Origin of the sequence: Streptomyces sp. RK62 (assembly GCF_018070255.1) — a bacterium.
Lineage (GTDB): Bacteria > Actinomycetota > Actinomycetes > Streptomycetales > Streptomycetaceae > Streptomyces > Streptomyces nigra.
In genome coordinates, this window is record NZ_JAGPYD010000001.1 from 372,143 (window position 1) to 386,671 (window position 14,529).

Sequence of the window (14,529 nt, forward strand, 5' to 3'; positions counted from 1 at the left end):
AGGAGGGGAACGCGGGCGTGGGTGACCACCGGCACGCACGGGGGTGCCGGGGTCGTCCGGTGTCGTCACGCTCGCCGCGTCCCTCAACGCGGCCGGAGAGGCTGCCGTACAGCGCACAGCCGGTCCGGTTCGATCGTATGTGCCCCTGGCATCGCCCTGTCAACAGGCCGGGAACGCCCGGGGTCCGGCCCGGTCCGGCATACGGGCGCTGCTTGACGGGCCGGACGATGTACTGCTCAATTGTCCCCATGACTGCCCAGCAGCGCTTGGTCACGCGCGATCACATCGACTTCGGTCGGGTGTGGTCCGCGGCGTGTTGCGCCTGACACGGCAGCGGGCCGCCTGACCGGCCCTTCCCTCCCTCGGTGACCCCGTCGCGGGCCGAGCTCTCCTCTCACGCGCGCTGCCGCAGCTCCCTCTCCACCGACGTCCGTCGTCGTCACGCCCGTACCCCGCCGTCGTTCTGACGGTCTCTCACCCGCGCGCCGCCGCAGGGCAGTTCCGCCTGCCCGCAGGCCGCCGCCCCGCTGAAAGGCACGCATCCATGCCCGTGGAGTTCCTCGGCATCGCCGCCACCAACGACGGATCCGAAACCACGCCGCGCTCCGGCCCCGCGTTCGACAAGGAGTACACGCTCCGGCTCGCCCGCGCCCACGAGGAGCACGGCTGGGACCGGGTGCTGTTCGCCTACGGATCGGGATCGCCCGACCCCGCGCCCGCCGCCGCCTACATCGCGAGCCGTCTGGAGCGCCTGCAGATCCTCCTCGCCCACCGGCCCAACGTCTCCTACCCGACCTTCGCCGCCAAGACGTTCGCCACCCTCGACCAGATCAGCGAGGGCCGGCTCACCGTCCACTTCATCACCGGCGGCAACGACCACGAGCAGGGCCGCGAGGGCGACACCCTCACCAAGGACGAGCGGTACGCCCGCACCCGCGAGTACATCCGGATCGTCAAGAAGATCTGGACCACCCGCGAACCCTTCGACCACGAGGGCGACCACTACCGCTTCCACGACTTCGTCAGCGACGTCTTCCCCGTCCAGCAGCCCCGCCCCGGCGTCTCCTTCGGCGGCTCGTCCCCGGCGGCGTACGCGGCCGGCGGTGCCGAGGCCGACATCTACTGCCTGTGGGGCGAACCCCTCGCGAAGACCGCCGAGCAGATCGAGCACGTCAAGGCCGCCGCGAAGGCCGCGGGCCGCACCGACGTCCCCCGCGTCCAGGTCGCCTTCCGCCCGATCATCGCCCCCACCGAGGAACTGGCCTGGGAGAAGGCACACCGCACGGTCGGCGCCATCCGCGAACGCCGCACCTCCGGGGTCGTCCGCCACCACCGGGGGGACACGCCCGAGAACACCGGCTCCCAGCGGCTGATCGCCATCGCCGAGGCCGGCGAGCGCTACGACCGCGCCCTGTGGACGCCGACCGCCGCCGCCACCGGGGGAGCGGGCAACTCCAACGCCCTGGTCGGCACGCCCGAGACGGTCGCGCAGGCCCTCCTCGACTACTACGACCTCGGCGTCGACATCCTCTCCGCGCGCGGCTACGACCTGCTCGACGACGCCATCGACTTCGGCCGGTACGTCATCCCGATCGTCCGCGAGGAGGTCGCCAAGCGCGACGCCGAGCGCGCCGCCCGCGGCCCCCGCACCCTGACGGCGGTGACCGGATGACCTCCGCCCCCGAACTGACCGTCGTCCACGTCCCCCTCTCGGACCCGCGGGTCGCACCCCTGCTCAGCGAACTCGCCCACGAGTACTCCACCCGCTACGGCAAGGACGCGCACGCCGAGATCTCCCGGTACCCCGACGAGGAGTTCACCCCCGCCCGGGGCGGCCTGCTCCTGCTGCTCCTGGAGCGCGGCGAGCCCGTCGCGGGCGGCGCCTTCCGCCGCCACGGCCCGTCCACGGCCGAACTGAAGCGGATCTGGACGCACTCCGCGCACCGCAGGCGCGGCCTCGCCCGCCGGGTCGTCGCCGAACTCGAACGCGAGGCCGGTGAGCGCGGATACCGGCGCGTCTACCTGACGACCGGACCCCGCCAGCCCGAAGCCCGCGGCCTCTACCTCGCCACCGGCTACACACCGCTGTTCGACACCCGGGCCGACCCGGAGACCATCGGCCCGCTGCCCTTCGAGAAGCACCTCACCGCGCCCTTCGAGAAGCACCTCACCGCGCCGGAACACCCCGGAAAGGCCCTGGACCAGTGACCCACCGCCCCCCGCGCACACCGCTGCGTGCCATCGCCGCCCTCGCCCTGCTGCCCCTGCTCACGCTGACGGCCTGCGGCTCCGGCGACACCGGCAGCGCGGCCGTGGACGCCCAGGGCTCGCCCGCGCCCACCGACGACCCGGTCGCCGCCGTCCGCGAGGTGGACTCCGTCGCCGCACTGCTGCCCGCGGACGTCCGCAAGGCCGGCACCCTCAAGATCGGCAGCTCCATAGGCTTCCCGCCCGGCGCGTACTACCCGAACGGCACCGACAAGGCGCCCGCGGGCCAGGACATCGACCTCGCCGACGCCGTGGCCAAGGTCCTCGGCCTGAAACTGGAGCGCCAGGACGCCTCCTTCGAGACGATCCTGCCCGCCCTCGGCAGCGGCAAGTACGACGTCGGCACCGGCAACTTCGGGGTCACGACCGAACGCCTGAAGACGATCGACTTCGTCACCTACATCAACGACGGCCAGGGCTTCGCCGTCAAGGACGACAACGACAGCGTCAAGAAGGTCACCGACCTGAAGCAGCTGTGCGGGCTGACCATCGGCACCGGCGCCGGCACCACCTTCGAGGCCACCCTCACCGCCCAGAAGGACGTGTGCGCCAAGGCCGGCAAGAAGCCGTACGACGTGAAGGTCTACTCGGAGAACGCGGCCACGCTCACCGCGCTCCAGCAGGGCCGGATCGACGTCATCATGTCGACCATCAACGGACTGCGGTACCAGGCGGCCCAGCCCGCCTCCCACACCCGCTTCCTCGGCGAGTACCACCGCCTCGACGTCGGCTTCGCCTTCAAGAAGGGCTCCCCGCTCACCAAGGCGTTCCGCGCCGCCGTCGACCACCTCATCGAGGACGGCACCTACCGGCGCATCCTCGCCAAGTGGGGCACCACGGCCTCCGCGATCGACGCCTCGCGCATCAACCCGCCCGAACACGCCTGACCGGCCCGCGGACACAGGGGAGGACCCATGAGCGACGTCATGATCGACGTCCACAACGTCCACAAGAGCTTCGGGCCGCTGGAGGTCCTGCGCGGGATCGATCTGCGGGTCCGGGAGGGCGAGGTCACCGTCGTCCTCGGCCCGTCCGGCTCCGGCAAGTCGACGCTGCTGCGCACCATCAACCACCTGGAGAAGGTCGACCGGGGCTGGATCAGCGTCGACGGCGAACTTGTCGGCTACCGCCGCGTCGGCGACAAGCTGCACGAACGGAAGGAGAAGGAGGTCCTGCGGCAGCGCACCCGCATCGGGTTCGTCTTCCAGAACTTCAACCTCTTCCCGCATCTCACCGTCCTGGACAACCTCGTCGAGGCCCCCGTCTCCGCGCGGCGCGTGTCACGCGGCACGGCGGTGGAGACGGCCCGCCGGCTCCTCGACCGGGTCGGCCTCGCCGACAAGGCCGACGCCTACCCCCGGCAGCTCTCCGGCGGGCAGCAGCAGCGCGTGGCCATCGCCCGCGCGCTCGCCCTCGAACCGAAGGTGCTGCTCTTCGACGAGCCGACTTCCGCGCTCGACCCGGAACTCGTCGGCGAGGTCCTCGACGTCATCAAGGGCCTCGCCGGCACGGGCACCACGATGGTCGTCGTCACCCACGAGATCGGCTTCGCCCGCGAGGTCGCCGACACGGTGGTCTTCATGGACGACGGACTCGTCGTGGAACAGGGGCCTCCCGCGGCCGTCCTCGACGCGCCCCGGCAGGAACGCACCCGCGCCTTCCTGTCCAAGGTCCTCTGACCCCTCCGTCCCCGCCCCTTCGAGGAGGACCCGCCATGACTCCGCCCGGCACCACCAGCCCCGCCGCCCGCCCCGACGAGACCGCCTACGACCGCCGCCGGCTGCGCCAGTGGCTGGCCGGGGACGCCAGAGCCGACGGTGTCAGCCGGCGCCGTATGCTCACCCTGCTCGCCGCCACCGCCGCCGCGACCACGCTGCCCGCGCCCCGCACCGCCCACGCCGCCGCGGGCCCGATCGTCAAACCGCTGCCGCCCGAGTGGTTCATCCAGCGCGGCACCAACGCCGAGACCCGCTGGGAGGCGCTGCGCGGCACCGGCCACCACACCCCCAACGACCGGTTCTTCGTCCGCAACCACACCGCCACCCCTGTCCTGGACGCCGGCGACTGGCGGCTGCGGCTGTGGGGCGACGGACTGCGCGGCACACCCGCCGAGGACCGGCCGGTCGAGTTCGGCTACGACGACCTGCGCGCACTGCCGTCCGTCACCCGGACCGCGTTCGTGGAGTGCGCCGGCAACGGCCGCAGCCACTACACGACCCAGCAGGGCGAGACGGTGAGCGGCACCGCCTGGACGCTCGGCGCGATCGGCGTGGCCCGCTGGCGCGGGGTCCGCCTCGCCGACGTGCTCCGACGTGCCGGGCTGGCGCGGCACGCCGTGGACGTGCAGCCGCGCGGTCTGGACGCCGAGTACGTCAGCGGGGGCGAGAGCCTCGGCCGGGTCCGCCGGCCGCTGCCGCTCGCCAAGGCCCTCGACGACGTCCTGCTCGCCTACGAGATGAACGGCGAGCCCCTGCCGTACGACCACGGGTATCCGGTACGGGTCCTCGTGCCCTCCTGGGTGGGGATCGCGTCCATCAAATGGGTCGGCGACATCCAGGTGTCCGCGCAGCCGCTGTTCTCACCCTGGAACACCCAGTTCTACCGGCTGTTCGGGCCCGCCCACCCGCCGGAGGGCAGCGCCCCGCTCACCCGGCAGACCCTCAAGAGCGCCTTCGAACTGGCCGACGGCGCCACCTTCGCGGCGGGCCGCGGCCATGTGCTGCACGGCCGGTCCTGGTCGGGCGCGGGCGGCGTGGCCCGCGTCGACGTCAGCACCGACGGTGGCACCACCTGGCGGCGCGCCAACCTCCACGACCGGCCCCGCGCCGGCACCTGGACCCGCTGGTCTGTGCCCTGGCGGCCCACCGGCCGCGGCGCCACGCACCTGCTGGCCCGCGCCACCGACACCGCCGGACGGCGCCAGCCCGACGTGTCCGTGCCCAACACCCAGGGCTATCTCTTCGACGCGGTGGTCCGCCACCCGGTGACCGTGATCTGACCGCCCCGGTCCCGGGCCGCTCCGCCCGCCCGGGACCGCCGATCCTCCCCGCCCCACCTTCGAAAGGTCCGTCATGGCCACCGTCCTGTCCGTCTCCGGAAGCCCGTCCGCCACCTCCCGCACCGCCCGGCTGCTGCGCCTGCTCGACGAACGGCTGCGAGCCCAGGGCCACGAGGTGATACCCCTCGACGTCCGCACCCTGCCGGCCGAGGCCCTGCTGCACGCCGACTTCGCCCACCCGGCGATCGTCGAGGCCACCCAGCTGTTCGAGCGCGCGGAGGGGGTCGTCATCGGCACCCCCGTCTACAAGGCCGCCTACTCCGGTGCGCTGAAGGCCCTGCTCGACCTGCTGCCGCAGTACGCCCTCGCGGGCAAGACCGTCCTCCCGCTCGCCACCGGTGGCACCACCGCACATGTGCTGGCGATCGACTACGCCCTGCGCCCCGTCCTCAACTCCATGGGGCCCGCCCACATCACCCCGGGCTGGTTCACCCTCGACAAGGACATCACCGCCGGCGACGACGGCACGCTCACGGTCGCGCCGGCCTCCGCCGAGGCCCTGGCCCAGGTCACCGACCAGTTCTCACTCGCGCTCGGCGGACGCCCCGCCCTGCTGGCGGCCGCGGGCTGAGCACCGGTCCCGCCCACCGCTCGGCCGCCGGCTGAACGCAACGCAGGTCCGCCCACCGCCGGCCGCGGGCTGAGCGCAGGTCCGCCCGCCGCGACCCCACCACGATCGGAGAACCCCCTTGCCGCCCCTGACCTTCCACTGGTTCCTGCCCACCAACGGCGACAGCCGCCATGTCGTCGGTGGCGGCCACGGCAGCCCCGCCACCGCGTCCGGACAGGACCGGCCGCCGTCCGTCGCCTATCTGAGCCGGATCGCCGGCGCCGCCGAGGACCTCGGCTTCACCGGCGCCCTCACCCCGACGGGCGCCTGGTGCGAGGACGCCTGGCTGACGACCGCGATGGTCAGTCAGCGCACCGAACGCCTGAAGTTCCTCGTCGCGTTCCGGCCCGGCGCCGTCTCCCCGACCCTCGCCGCGCAGATGGCGTCCACCTTCCAGCGGCACACCGGCGGACGGCTGCTGCTCAACGTGGTGACCGGCGGCGAGAGCCAGGAGCAGCGCGCCTACGGCGACTTCCTCGACAAGGACGACCGCTACCGCCGTACCGGCGAATTCCTGCAGATAGTCCGGGGGTTGTGGGAGGGCAAGAGCGTCGACCTGGTCGGCGAGCACCTCCAGGTCGAGGACGCGAGGCTCGCCCGGGTGCCCGACCCGGTCCCCGACGTGTACTTCGGCGGCTCCTCGCCCCTCGCCGGGGAGATCGCCGCCCGGCACGCCGACGTCTATCTCACCTGGGGCGAACCGCCGGCCGCCGTCGCCGAGAAGATCGCCTGGGTGCGGGATCTGGCCGGGAAGCAGGGCCGCGAACTGGGCCGCGAACTGCGCTTCGGTATCCGGCTGCACGTCATCACCCGGGACACCGCAGGGCAGGCGTGGGCCGAGGCGCGCCGGCTCCTCGACGGCTTCGACACGGAGACGGTCCGGGCCGTGCAGGCCGGGCTGGCCCGCAGCGAGTCCGAGGGACAGCGCCGGATGCTCGCCCTGCACGGCGGCCGCGCCGACGACCTGGAGATCCACCCCAATCTGTGGGCGGGCATCGGGCTGGTGCGGGGCGGCGCCGGCACCGCGCTGGTGGGCAGCCACGACGAGGTCGCCGAGCGCATCGAGGAGTACCACGCGCTCGGCATCGACGAGTTCGTACTGTCCGGCTATCCGCATCTGGAGGAGGCGTACTGGTTCGGGGAGAACGTGCTGCCGCGGCTGGCGTCGCGGGGGCTGTGGACGCATCCGTTCCGGGGCGCTCCGGCGGCGGCGCCGGCCCCTCAAGTGCCGTTCGCGGGACGGTGAGCGGCCGCATGGTGAGACGCCGTGCGGCCGGATCCGGACACGTTCCCTAGAATTCCTATCGAATTACTAGGGAAGTGTTGACCCTGGTCCGCGGAGCGAGTGAGGATGACGCCATGACGATCGCCCCACCGGACCCGGCCTCCGTGTCCGGCAGCGCCGGGCGGGACCTCTCCGCACCGGCGCCGGCACCCGCCGGCTGGCCCCACATAGCCCGCGAACTGGCGGACGACCTCGCCACCGACGCCGTCGAGCGCGAGCAGGCCGCCAAACCGCCGCACGACGAGGTGGCCCGGCTGCGCGAGTCGGGGCTGCTGACCCTGCTCGTCCCGGCCGCGCACGGCGGCGGGGGAGCGGACTGGCGCACGGCCTACGCCGTCGTACGGACCGTGTCCGCCGCCGACGGCGCCATCGGCCGGCTCCTCGGCAACCACTACTTCCTCTCCTCCACCGCCCGGTTCTTCGGCGGACCCGAGCGGGCCGCCCGCATCGAGCGGGCCTCCGCGGCCGGGCACTGGTGCTGGGGCGGAGGCATCGCCTCCCAGGAACCCCCGCTCATGCTCACCCCGACGGCCCACGGGTATCTCCTCGACGGCCACCAGCGGTACGACACCGGAGTGGGCGTCGCCGACCGGCTCGTCGTCCGCGCCGCCGTCCCCGGCACCGGCGAACCCGTCGCCGTCCTGGTCGACCCCGCGCATCCCGGCGTCCTCGGCGCGGGCGCAGGCGACACGTTCGGGCAGCGGCTCGCGGCGGGCGGCGGCGTCGGCTTCGACGGGGTCCCCGTCGCGGCGGACGACGTGCTCGGCTCGCTCTCCGCCGACGACGGCGCGCTGTCGCCGTTCGCCGGGCTGTCCGCGCCGGCCGCCCGCCTGGTCTCCGCCCACTTCTGTCTCGGCGTCGCCGAGGGGCTGCTCGGCGAGGTCCGGGAGCACGGACGGGTCGTACGGGCCCCCTGGCAGCCGTTCTCCGCGCAGCCCTGGCCGGGCGGCCCGGCCCAGGACCCGTACGCGCTCACCGCGTACGGCGAGCTCGCGGTCGCCGCGCGGGCGGCGTCCGCCCTCGCCGACCAGGCCGTGGACGCCCTGATCCAGGGGCTCGACCGGGGGGAGGCCCTCGACGACGAGGAGTGCGCGGAGATCGCCGTCCTCGCCAGCGCCGCCGAGGCCGCGGCCTCCCGGGCCGCGCAGGAGATCACCAGCCGCGCACTGGAGGCGATCGGGGCGGCCGCCGCGCTCACCCGGCACGGCCTCGACCGGTTCTGGCGGGACACCCGCACCCACACCCTGCGCGAGCCGGTCGCCCACCGGATGCGCGAGATCGGGGACTACTTCCTCAACGGCGCGCACCCGCCGTTCACCCTGCCGGCCTGACCTCCCGACCGCCGGTACCGGAGCCCCGGCCCGGCTGATGAGGGCGGGGGACCCGTGAGGGATAATCACCGCATGCGGATCTCGGCCAGGGCGGACTATGCGGTGCGGGCGGCACTGGAGCTGGCCGCGGCCGGCGACGACACCTCACTGAAGGCCGAGGCCATCGCCGACGCCCAGGGCATCCCGCACAAGTTCCTCGAGGGCATCCTGGGCGACATGCGCCGCGGCGGCCTCGTGGTCAGCCAGCGCGGCGGCAAGGGCGGCTACCGGCTCGCCCGGCCCGCGGACGCCATCGCCATCGCCGAGGTCATCCGGGTGGCCGACGGCCCCCTGGTCTCGGTGCGCGGCGTCCGCCCGCCCGACCTGTCCTACATCGGCCCCGCCGAATCGCTCCTGCCGCTGTGGATCGCCGTGCGTGCGAACGTCCGCAAGATCCTCGGCGAGGTCACCCTGGCCGACGTGGCCGCGGCGAAGCTCCCCGACGACGTCCTGCGCCTCGCGGACGACCCGGAGGCGTGGACCAACCCGTAGCTCAGCGGGCCGGCTTCTCCCACACGGACACGTGCTGCCGGCTCTCGCCGGTGAACGGCGTCCGCTTCCAGTCCTCCCACCGGTCCCGCAGCCGCAGACCGGCGAGCCGCGCCATCAGATCCAGCTCCGCCGGCCACACGTACCGGAACGGGATGGCGCGGTGCTCCGCACGGCCGTCGACGATCGTCACGTAGTTCGAGCTGAAGGCCTGCGTGGCCGTGTCGTAGGTGTCGAACGCCCAGCCGGTGTCGCTGATCCGGAACGGCACCGCCGTCTGCCCCGGCGGCAGCAGCCGCAGCTCGGGCACCCCCACCTCGACGACGAAGCAGCCGCCCGGACGCAGATGCGCGGCCGCGTTCACGAAGCAGTCGACCTGGGCGTCCTGTGTCGTCAGATTGTTGATCGTGTTGTAGACCAGATAGGCGGCGGCGAACTCGCCCGCCACCCGGGTCGTCGCGAAGTCCCCGATCGTCACGTCCACTGCGTCGCCGCCGGGCTTGGCGCGCAGCCGCGCCACCATCGCCCGCGACATATCGATGCCGTGCACGGGCACGCCCCGTGCCGAGAGCGGCAGGGCGATCCGGCCGGTGCCGACGCCGAGTTCCAGCGCCGCGCCGTCACCGGCCAGTTCGGCCAGCAGGTCGACCGCGGGGTCCACGGCCTCCGGCTGGAACATGTCGTCCGAAGGGTCGTCGTAGCGGGCCGCGATGGGCTCTCCGAAGTATCCGTCGTCATCGGTCACGCCGCGCACCGTACTGCCGGCGGTCCTCGCGGGGCACTCGGTTTTTCCGCGGGGGAGGGAAGCCGGACGACCGATCCGCGGACGCCCTCTTGACGCCGGCCACGCGCGGACCGACACTCACCATAGGTTTCCTAGTGAATAGGTAGGGAAGCATGGGGCGCGCCAGGACGGTCACCGGTCGAGTGACCCGCACGCCCCTTCTCACCTCCCGCCGCCACATCGATCTGCAGCGCGTCTGCAGCGCGATCTGACCTCTGAGCGCGGCCCCGAGCCACCGTCGCCCCGCATCGGTCCGCAGACCGGCCCGCACCTCCCGTCCCGACCGTCGGTCCGCATGCCCACGCCCGCCGGACGTCCACGCCCGCAGGACGCCACCCGCCGGCCCAGCCGTATGCCCACACGCCTGCCCAGGGGAGAGCCATGACCGTCGCACCGTCGGCCGCACACCCGTCCACGCGGACCGCCCCCGCCTTCCGCGGCCGTATCGGCAGCGACGCGCGCAGCGGCCACTACGCCGTGCCGCGCCGCTACCGCCTCCATCTGTCCACCGCCTGTCCGGACGGTCTGCGCATCGCCGTCGCACACAGCCTCCTCGAACTCGGCGACACCTGCCCGGCGTCCTTCCTGCCCGCCGTCCCCGACTGCCCCGACAGCGGGCACAGCGCGCTGCGCCCGCTCTACGAGGCCAGCGCCCACCGCTATCCCGGACCCGCTCTCGCGCCGGTCCTCAGCGACGACTGGTCCGGGCGCATCGTGAGCACCCACGCCCCCGACATCATGCGCGACCTCGACCGGCACTTCGGCGGCTGTCGCGCGAGCCTGTACCCGTGCGGCGCCGAGTCCGAGATCGACGCGGTCGAGCGGATGTGCGCGCAGGACATCGAGGAGGCCGCGCAGAACGCGGGCACGGCCGGCGCCGGACAGGCGGAGCGCGAGGCCGCCCTGGAGACCCTGCTGCGCTCCCTCGGCGCGCTCGACCGCTGGCTGACCGGCCGCACCTACATGATCCGGGATCAGATCACCGCCGCCGACGTCGAGTTGTGGGTGACGCTCGTCCAGCTCGACACCGTGCACCGGCACCATCTGGACGCCGCCGCCGTCGAGCGGATCGCCGCGCACCCCGCCCTGTGGGGCTACGCCCGCCGGCTCGCCGCCCACCCGGCGTTCGGCGCCCACCTCGACCTGGACGCCATCTCCCGCCGTCACCACGCCCGTTGCCGGGGCCTGGAGGCCGCCGGAGCCGCCGTGCAGATCCTGGACTGGGCGGCCCACACGACCAGGACCCCCGCGGAGCCGTCCCGCTCCGTGGACCGCCGTTGACATTTCCTCGTTCAACTGGATTGACTACGGCCCAGATCGGTCATGAGCGTCAGCGACAAGCCCTGGCTTGCTGACCGGCAACCCTCGCATCGCGGTGGGGTGCCCCAGGTGACGACCGGACCGGATGACTTCGGTAAGCGCGCAGGCCGCCAGCGGCCGGAAGAGTGAGTGACGCCATGGACGCAGCCCCCAGGACGGCCGCCGGCCGCCTTCGCGGCCGCGTCCACGCGTACGCCACCCTGTTCGCCGCCGACCGGGCCGTCGATCTGCTCCGCGTCAACAGCGCACTGTGTACCGCACCGGGCTGTGCCCGCCGCCGCGGCTGATCTCTCCTCCGCGGCACCGCACCCCCGACACCCACCGCTTCGGCGGTGTGCCGTCGTCCGCCCGTCCCCGGTGACCGTGCGTCCTCCCCTCCCCGGCCCCGCCGTCGAACGGCCGTGCCCGTGGCCGAGGTGTCCGCGTCCTCCGGGGCCTTCCGACTCCTGCCGGAGCCCTCCATGAGTGAACCCCCAGGCGCCGCCGTCTCCCTGGCCGAGGCGCCGCGGCCCGCCGCCACCCCGTCCCAACCGCTCACCGCCCAGCGCGTGCTGCCGCTCAGGCGCCCCGGCCGCTGGATCGCCACCGCCGTCGTCCTGGTCCTCACCGCCCAGTTCGTCCACGGCCTGGTGACCAACCCCTTCTACCAGTGGGACCGCTTCGGCTACTGGTTCCTGCGGCCCACCATCGTCGACGGCCTCCTCGTCACCCTCGAAGTCACCGCCTACAGCGCCGTACTGGGCCTTCTCGGCGGCGTCCTGCTCGCGCTCGCCCGGCTCTCCCGCAGCCCCGTGCTGCGCGCCGTCAGCTGGGTGTACGTCTGGGCGTTCCGCTCCATCCCGCTCATCGTCGTCCTGCTGTTCCTGTACAACTTCAGCGCCCTCTACAAGACGCTCAGCCTCGGCGTCCCCTTCGGGCCCGCCTTCCTCACCTTCGACGAGTCGGCGCTCGCCACCGACCTCGTCATCGCGGTCGTCGGCATCAGCCTCCACGAGTCCGCGTATGCCGCCGAGGTCGTCCGCGGCGGCATCCTCTCCGTCGACCAGGGCCAGCACGAGGCCGCCGCCGCGCTCGGGCTGCCCAAGGGCTACCAGTTCCGCCGGATCGTGTTCCCGCAGGCCCTGCGGTCCATCGTGCCGAACTACGTCAACCAGCTCATCGGCCTCATCAAGGGCACCTCGCTGGTGTTCTACGTGTCCCTGCTCGACCTGTTCGGCGCCGCGCAGTCCATGGGCTCCACCTACCCGGGCGACATCGTGCCGCTGCTGATGGTCGCCACCGTCTGGTACCTCGTCCTGACCAGCGTCGTCTCCGTCGTCCAGTTCTACGTCGAGCGGTACTACGCCCGGGGCGCCACCCGCTCCCTGCCGCCGACCCCGCTCCAGAAACTGCGGTCCTCCGCCACCGAGTTGAGGGCTCGCGTCCGCCGGGAGGCCGCCGTATGAGCACCGCCGTCGACGACCACGCGCCCGCCACCGTCGAGGTGCACGACGTGCACAAGTGGTACGGAGCCCACCGCGTGCTCAACGGAGTCGACCTGACCGTACGGCCCGGCGAGGTCACCGTGATCCTCGGCCCGTCCGGCTCCGGCAAGTCCACCCTCCTGCGGGTCATCAACCACCTGGAGAAACCGGAGATCGGGCACGTCAGCCTCAACGGCGAACCGATCGGCGTCCGCCGGCACGGCACTCGCCTCAAGGAACTCGGCGAGCGGGCCATCCTCGCCCAGCGCGGCCGGATCGGCTTCGTCTTCCAGAACTTCAACCTCTTCCCGCATCTGACGGTCCTCGACAACGTGGCCGCCGCCCCCGTCGCCACCCGCCGGCTCGCCAAACCCGCCGCCCTCGAACTCGCCCGCGACCTGCTCGCCCGGGTCGGCCTCGCCGACAAGGCCGGCGCCTACCCACGGCAGTTGTCCGGCGGGCAGCAGCAGCGGGTGGCCATCGCCCGTGCCCTCGCGCTGCGTCCCGGCGTCATCCTCTTCGACGAGCCGACCTCCGCCCTCGACCCGGAACTCGTCGGCGAGGTGCTCGCCGTCATCAAGGACCTGGCGACCAGCGGCACCACCCTCGTCATCGTCACCCACGAGATCGGTTTCGCCCGCGAGATCGCCGACCGCGTCGTCTTCATGGACGGCGGCCGGATCGTCGAACAGGGCCCGCCCTCCGAGGTCCTCGACGCCCCCCGGCACGAACGGACCAGGGACTTCCTCAGCAAGGTCCTCTGACCCCCGCCCCTTGTTCACCCATCACGTAAGGACAGTCATGCGCCACCACGTCACCCGTCGTGCCCTGCTCCGCGGCATCACCGCGGCGACCGCCGCCGCCACCCTCGCCACCGGGCTCACCGCCTGCGGCGGAGACAGCGACGCGGCGACGGCGACCTCCGACGCCGCCGGCACGGTCACCGTCGGCCGGCTCTCCAACGGCGCCGCCAAGGAGACCACTCTCAAGGTGTCGGAGGTGAAGTCCATCAGCGCCAAGCTCCCCGCAGACCTGAGAAAGAGCGGACGACTCGTCATAGGCTCCGGCACGCTGCCCTCCGGGTCGCCGCCCCTGGGCTTCGTGGGCAGCGACCAGAAGACCCTCACCGGCTCCGAGATCGACCTCGCCCGCCTGGTCGCCGCCGTGTTCGGACTGAAGCCCGAGGTCAAGCGGTTCACCTGGGAGAACCTCTTCGTCGGCATCGACAGCGGCAAGGTCGACGTCGGCTTCTCGAACATCACCGACACCGAGGAGCGCAAGCGCAAGTACGAGTTCGCCTCCTACCGCAAGGACGACCTGGCCTTCGAGGCGCCGAAGGACTCGAAGTTCCGCTTCGACGGCGACTACCGGACGCTCGCCGGCACAACCGTCTCGGTCGGCGCCGGCACCAACCAGGAACGCATCCTGCTGGAGTGGAAGAACCGCCTGGAGAAGGAGGGCAAGAAACTGACGGTCAAGTACTTCCAGGAGACCAACAGCACCTACCTGGCCCTGAGCAGCGGCAAGATCGACGCCTACTTCGGGCCCAGCCCCAACCTCTCGTACCACGTCACCCAGACCAGCGGCACGCCGCAGGCGACCAGGATCGCCGGGCAGTTCTCCGGCGCCGGGGCGACCCTGCAGGGACTGATCGCCGCGACCGCGAAGAAGGACAGCGGCCTCGCCGAGCCCCTCGCCGAGGCGATCAACCACCTCATCGACAACGGCCAGTACGCGAAGTGGCTCGCCGCGTGGAACCTCTCCGGCGAGGCCGTGGAGAAGGCGGAGGTGAACCCGCCCGGCCTGCCGCTCGACAACTCCTGACGACCCATCCCCGGGGCGCCAGGCCCTCCCCTCCTCCGCGGCGGAGGGCCCGGCGCCG

16 protein-coding genes and 1 riboswitch are annotated in these 14,529 nt (G+C 72.8%); of the genes, 15 read left to right on the forward strand and 1 reads right to left on the reverse strand.

Going from position 1 to position 14,529, the window contains the following annotated elements; genetic code table 11:
- Nucleotides 1-544 precede the first annotated feature (544 nt).
- The 9 genes from KBY32_RS01590 (at nucleotide 545) to KBY32_RS01630 (ending at nucleotide 9,083) form a co-directional block, all read left to right on the forward strand.
- Complete coding sequence (locus KBY32_RS01590) at nucleotides 545-1,672, forward strand: LLM class flavin-dependent oxidoreductase (protein WP_115507245.1); 1,128 nt, start codon at nucleotides 545-547, stop codon at nucleotides 1,670-1,672.
- Nucleotides 1,669-2,208 carry a GNAT family N-acetyltransferase gene (locus KBY32_RS01595; protein WP_210978532.1) on the forward strand — a complete coding sequence of 180 codons (540 nt, stop codon included), beginning with the start codon at nucleotides 1,669-1,671 and terminating at the stop codon, nucleotides 2,206-2,208. The genes KBY32_RS01590 and KBY32_RS01595 overlap by 4 nt, the downstream gene beginning before the upstream one ends.
- Nucleotides 2,205-3,155 (forward strand): ABC transporter substrate-binding protein, encoded by a 951-nt coding sequence (locus tag KBY32_RS01600; protein ID WP_308293645.1) that lies wholly within the window; start codon nucleotides 2,205-2,207, stop codon nucleotides 3,153-3,155. The genes KBY32_RS01595 and KBY32_RS01600 overlap by 4 nt, the downstream gene beginning before the upstream one ends.
- 27 nt (nucleotides 3,156-3,182) lie before the next feature.
- On the forward strand, nucleotides 3,183-3,947 hold the full coding sequence (locus KBY32_RS01605) for an amino acid ABC transporter ATP-binding protein (RefSeq protein ID WP_282107967.1): 765 nt from the start codon (nucleotides 3,183-3,185) through the stop codon (nucleotides 3,945-3,947).
- 35 nt (nucleotides 3,948-3,982) lie between these two features.
- The gene (locus KBY32_RS01610) at nucleotides 3,983-5,266 is read left to right on the forward strand and encodes a sulfite oxidase (protein WP_210978533.1); all 1,284 of its coding nucleotides are present in this window, start codon (nucleotides 3,983-3,985) and stop codon (nucleotides 5,264-5,266) included.
- A 73-nt stretch (nucleotides 5,267-5,339) separates the two neighbouring features.
- Complete coding sequence (ssuE, locus tag KBY32_RS01615) at nucleotides 5,340-5,897, forward strand: NADPH-dependent FMN reductase (protein WP_210978534.1); 558 nt, start codon at nucleotides 5,340-5,342, stop codon at nucleotides 5,895-5,897.
- Between the two features lie 118 nt (nucleotides 5,898-6,015).
- A complete protein-coding gene (locus tag KBY32_RS01620; protein ID WP_247688870.1) occupies nucleotides 6,016-7,182 on the forward strand; it encodes an LLM class flavin-dependent oxidoreductase in 1,167 nt (388 codons plus the stop codon).
- A gap of 113 nt (nucleotides 7,183-7,295) precedes the next feature.
- A complete protein-coding gene (locus KBY32_RS01625) occupies nucleotides 7,296-8,552 on the forward strand; it encodes an acyl-CoA dehydrogenase family protein (RefSeq protein WP_210978535.1) in 1,257 nt (418 codons plus the stop codon).
- Between the two features lie 72 nt (nucleotides 8,553-8,624).
- Nucleotides 8,625-9,083, forward strand: a complete 459-nt coding sequence (locus KBY32_RS01630; protein ID WP_055619056.1) for an Rrf2 family transcriptional regulator — start codon at nucleotides 8,625-8,627, stop codon at nucleotides 9,081-9,083.
- 1 nt (nucleotide 9,084) lies between these two features.
- On the opposite strand, the gene KBY32_RS01635 is transcribed toward KBY32_RS01630, so the two are convergent.
- Nucleotides 9,085-9,825: a class I SAM-dependent methyltransferase gene (locus KBY32_RS01635; protein WP_055619525.1), complete on the reverse strand. Its 741-nt coding sequence runs from the start codon at nucleotides 9,823-9,825 to the stop codon at nucleotides 9,085-9,087.
- 152 nt (nucleotides 9,826-9,977) lie between these two features.
- Here KBY32_RS01635 and KBY32_RS35920 point away from each other — a divergent pair, with 152 nt between their 5' ends.
- The 6 genes from KBY32_RS35920 to KBY32_RS01660 all read left to right on the forward strand — a co-directional run bounded on the left by KBY32_RS35920 (nucleotide 9,978) and on the right by KBY32_RS01660 (nucleotide 14,471).
- Nucleotides 9,978-10,076 (forward strand): putative leader peptide, encoded by a 99-nt coding sequence (locus KBY32_RS35920; RefSeq protein ID WP_333755522.1) that lies wholly within the window; start codon nucleotides 9,978-9,980, stop codon nucleotides 10,074-10,076.
- 169 nt (nucleotides 10,077-10,245) lie between these two features.
- Nucleotides 10,246-11,145, forward strand: coding sequence for a glutathione S-transferase C-terminal domain-containing protein (locus KBY32_RS01640; protein ID WP_055619055.1), 900 nt, complete (start codon nucleotides 10,246-10,248; stop codon nucleotides 11,143-11,145).
- A 38-nt stretch (nucleotides 11,146-11,183) separates the two neighbouring features.
- A riboswitch (SAM riboswitch) is annotated at nucleotides 11,184-11,291 on the forward strand.
- A 30-nt stretch (nucleotides 11,292-11,321) separates the two neighbouring features.
- The gene (locus KBY32_RS01645; RefSeq protein WP_159039029.1) at nucleotides 11,322-11,471 is read left to right on the forward strand and encodes a hypothetical protein; all 150 of its coding nucleotides are present in this window, start codon (nucleotides 11,322-11,324) and stop codon (nucleotides 11,469-11,471) included.
- 174 nt (nucleotides 11,472-11,645) lie between these two features.
- Entirely contained in the window at nucleotides 11,646-12,629 is a 984-nt protein-coding gene (locus tag KBY32_RS01650) for an amino acid ABC transporter permease (RefSeq protein WP_055619524.1), read from the forward strand.
- Complete coding sequence (locus KBY32_RS01655) at nucleotides 12,626-13,411, forward strand: amino acid ABC transporter ATP-binding protein (RefSeq protein ID WP_055619054.1); 786 nt, start codon at nucleotides 12,626-12,628, stop codon at nucleotides 13,409-13,411. Before KBY32_RS01650 ends, KBY32_RS01655 begins: the two co-directional genes overlap by 4 nt.
- A gap of 37 nt (nucleotides 13,412-13,448) precedes the next feature.
- Nucleotides 13,449-14,471 carry an ABC transporter substrate-binding protein gene (locus tag KBY32_RS01660; protein WP_210978536.1) on the forward strand — a complete coding sequence of 341 codons (1,023 nt, stop codon included), beginning with the start codon at nucleotides 13,449-13,451 and terminating at the stop codon, nucleotides 14,469-14,471.
- Nucleotides 14,472-14,529: the final 58 nt, after the last annotated feature.

Coding starts and splice junctions, on each gene's coding strand:
- KBY32_RS01605 (WP_282107967.1), top strand. CDS start 3,183: ATGAGCGACGTCATGATCGACGTCCACAACGTCCACAAGAGCTTCGGG.
- KBY32_RS01650 (WP_055619524.1), top strand. CDS start 11,646: ATGAGTGAACCCCCAGGCGCCGCCGTCTCCCTGGCCGAGGCGCCGCGG.
- KBY32_RS01630 (WP_055619056.1), top strand. CDS start 8,625: ATGCGGATCTCGGCCAGGGCGGACTATGCGGTGCGGGCGGCACTGGAG.
- KBY32_RS01655 (WP_055619054.1), top strand. CDS start 12,626: ATGAGCACCGCCGTCGACGACCACGCGCCCGCCACCGTCGAGGTGCAC.
- KBY32_RS01660 (WP_210978536.1), top strand. CDS start 13,449: ATGCGCCACCACGTCACCCGTCGTGCCCTGCTCCGCGGCATCACCGCG.
- KBY32_RS35920 (WP_333755522.1), top strand. CDS start 9,978: ATGGGGCGCGCCAGGACGGTCACCGGTCGAGTGACCCGCACGCCCCTT.
- KBY32_RS01590 (WP_115507245.1), top strand. CDS start 545: ATGCCCGTGGAGTTCCTCGGCATCGCCGCCACCAACGACGGATCCGAA.
- KBY32_RS01640 (WP_055619055.1), top strand. CDS start 10,246: ATGACCGTCGCACCGTCGGCCGCACACCCGTCCACGCGGACCGCCCCC.
- KBY32_RS01625 (WP_210978535.1), top strand. CDS start 7,296: ATGACGATCGCCCCACCGGACCCGGCCTCCGTGTCCGGCAGCGCCGGG.
- KBY32_RS01610 (WP_210978533.1), top strand. CDS start 3,983: ATGACTCCGCCCGGCACCACCAGCCCCGCCGCCCGCCCCGACGAGACC.
- KBY32_RS01595 (WP_210978532.1), top strand. CDS start 1,669: ATGACCTCCGCCCCCGAACTGACCGTCGTCCACGTCCCCCTCTCGGAC.
- KBY32_RS01645 (WP_159039029.1), top strand. CDS start 11,322: ATGGACGCAGCCCCCAGGACGGCCGCCGGCCGCCTTCGCGGCCGCGTC.
- ssuE (WP_210978534.1), top strand. CDS start 5,340: ATGGCCACCGTCCTGTCCGTCTCCGGAAGCCCGTCCGCCACCTCCCGC.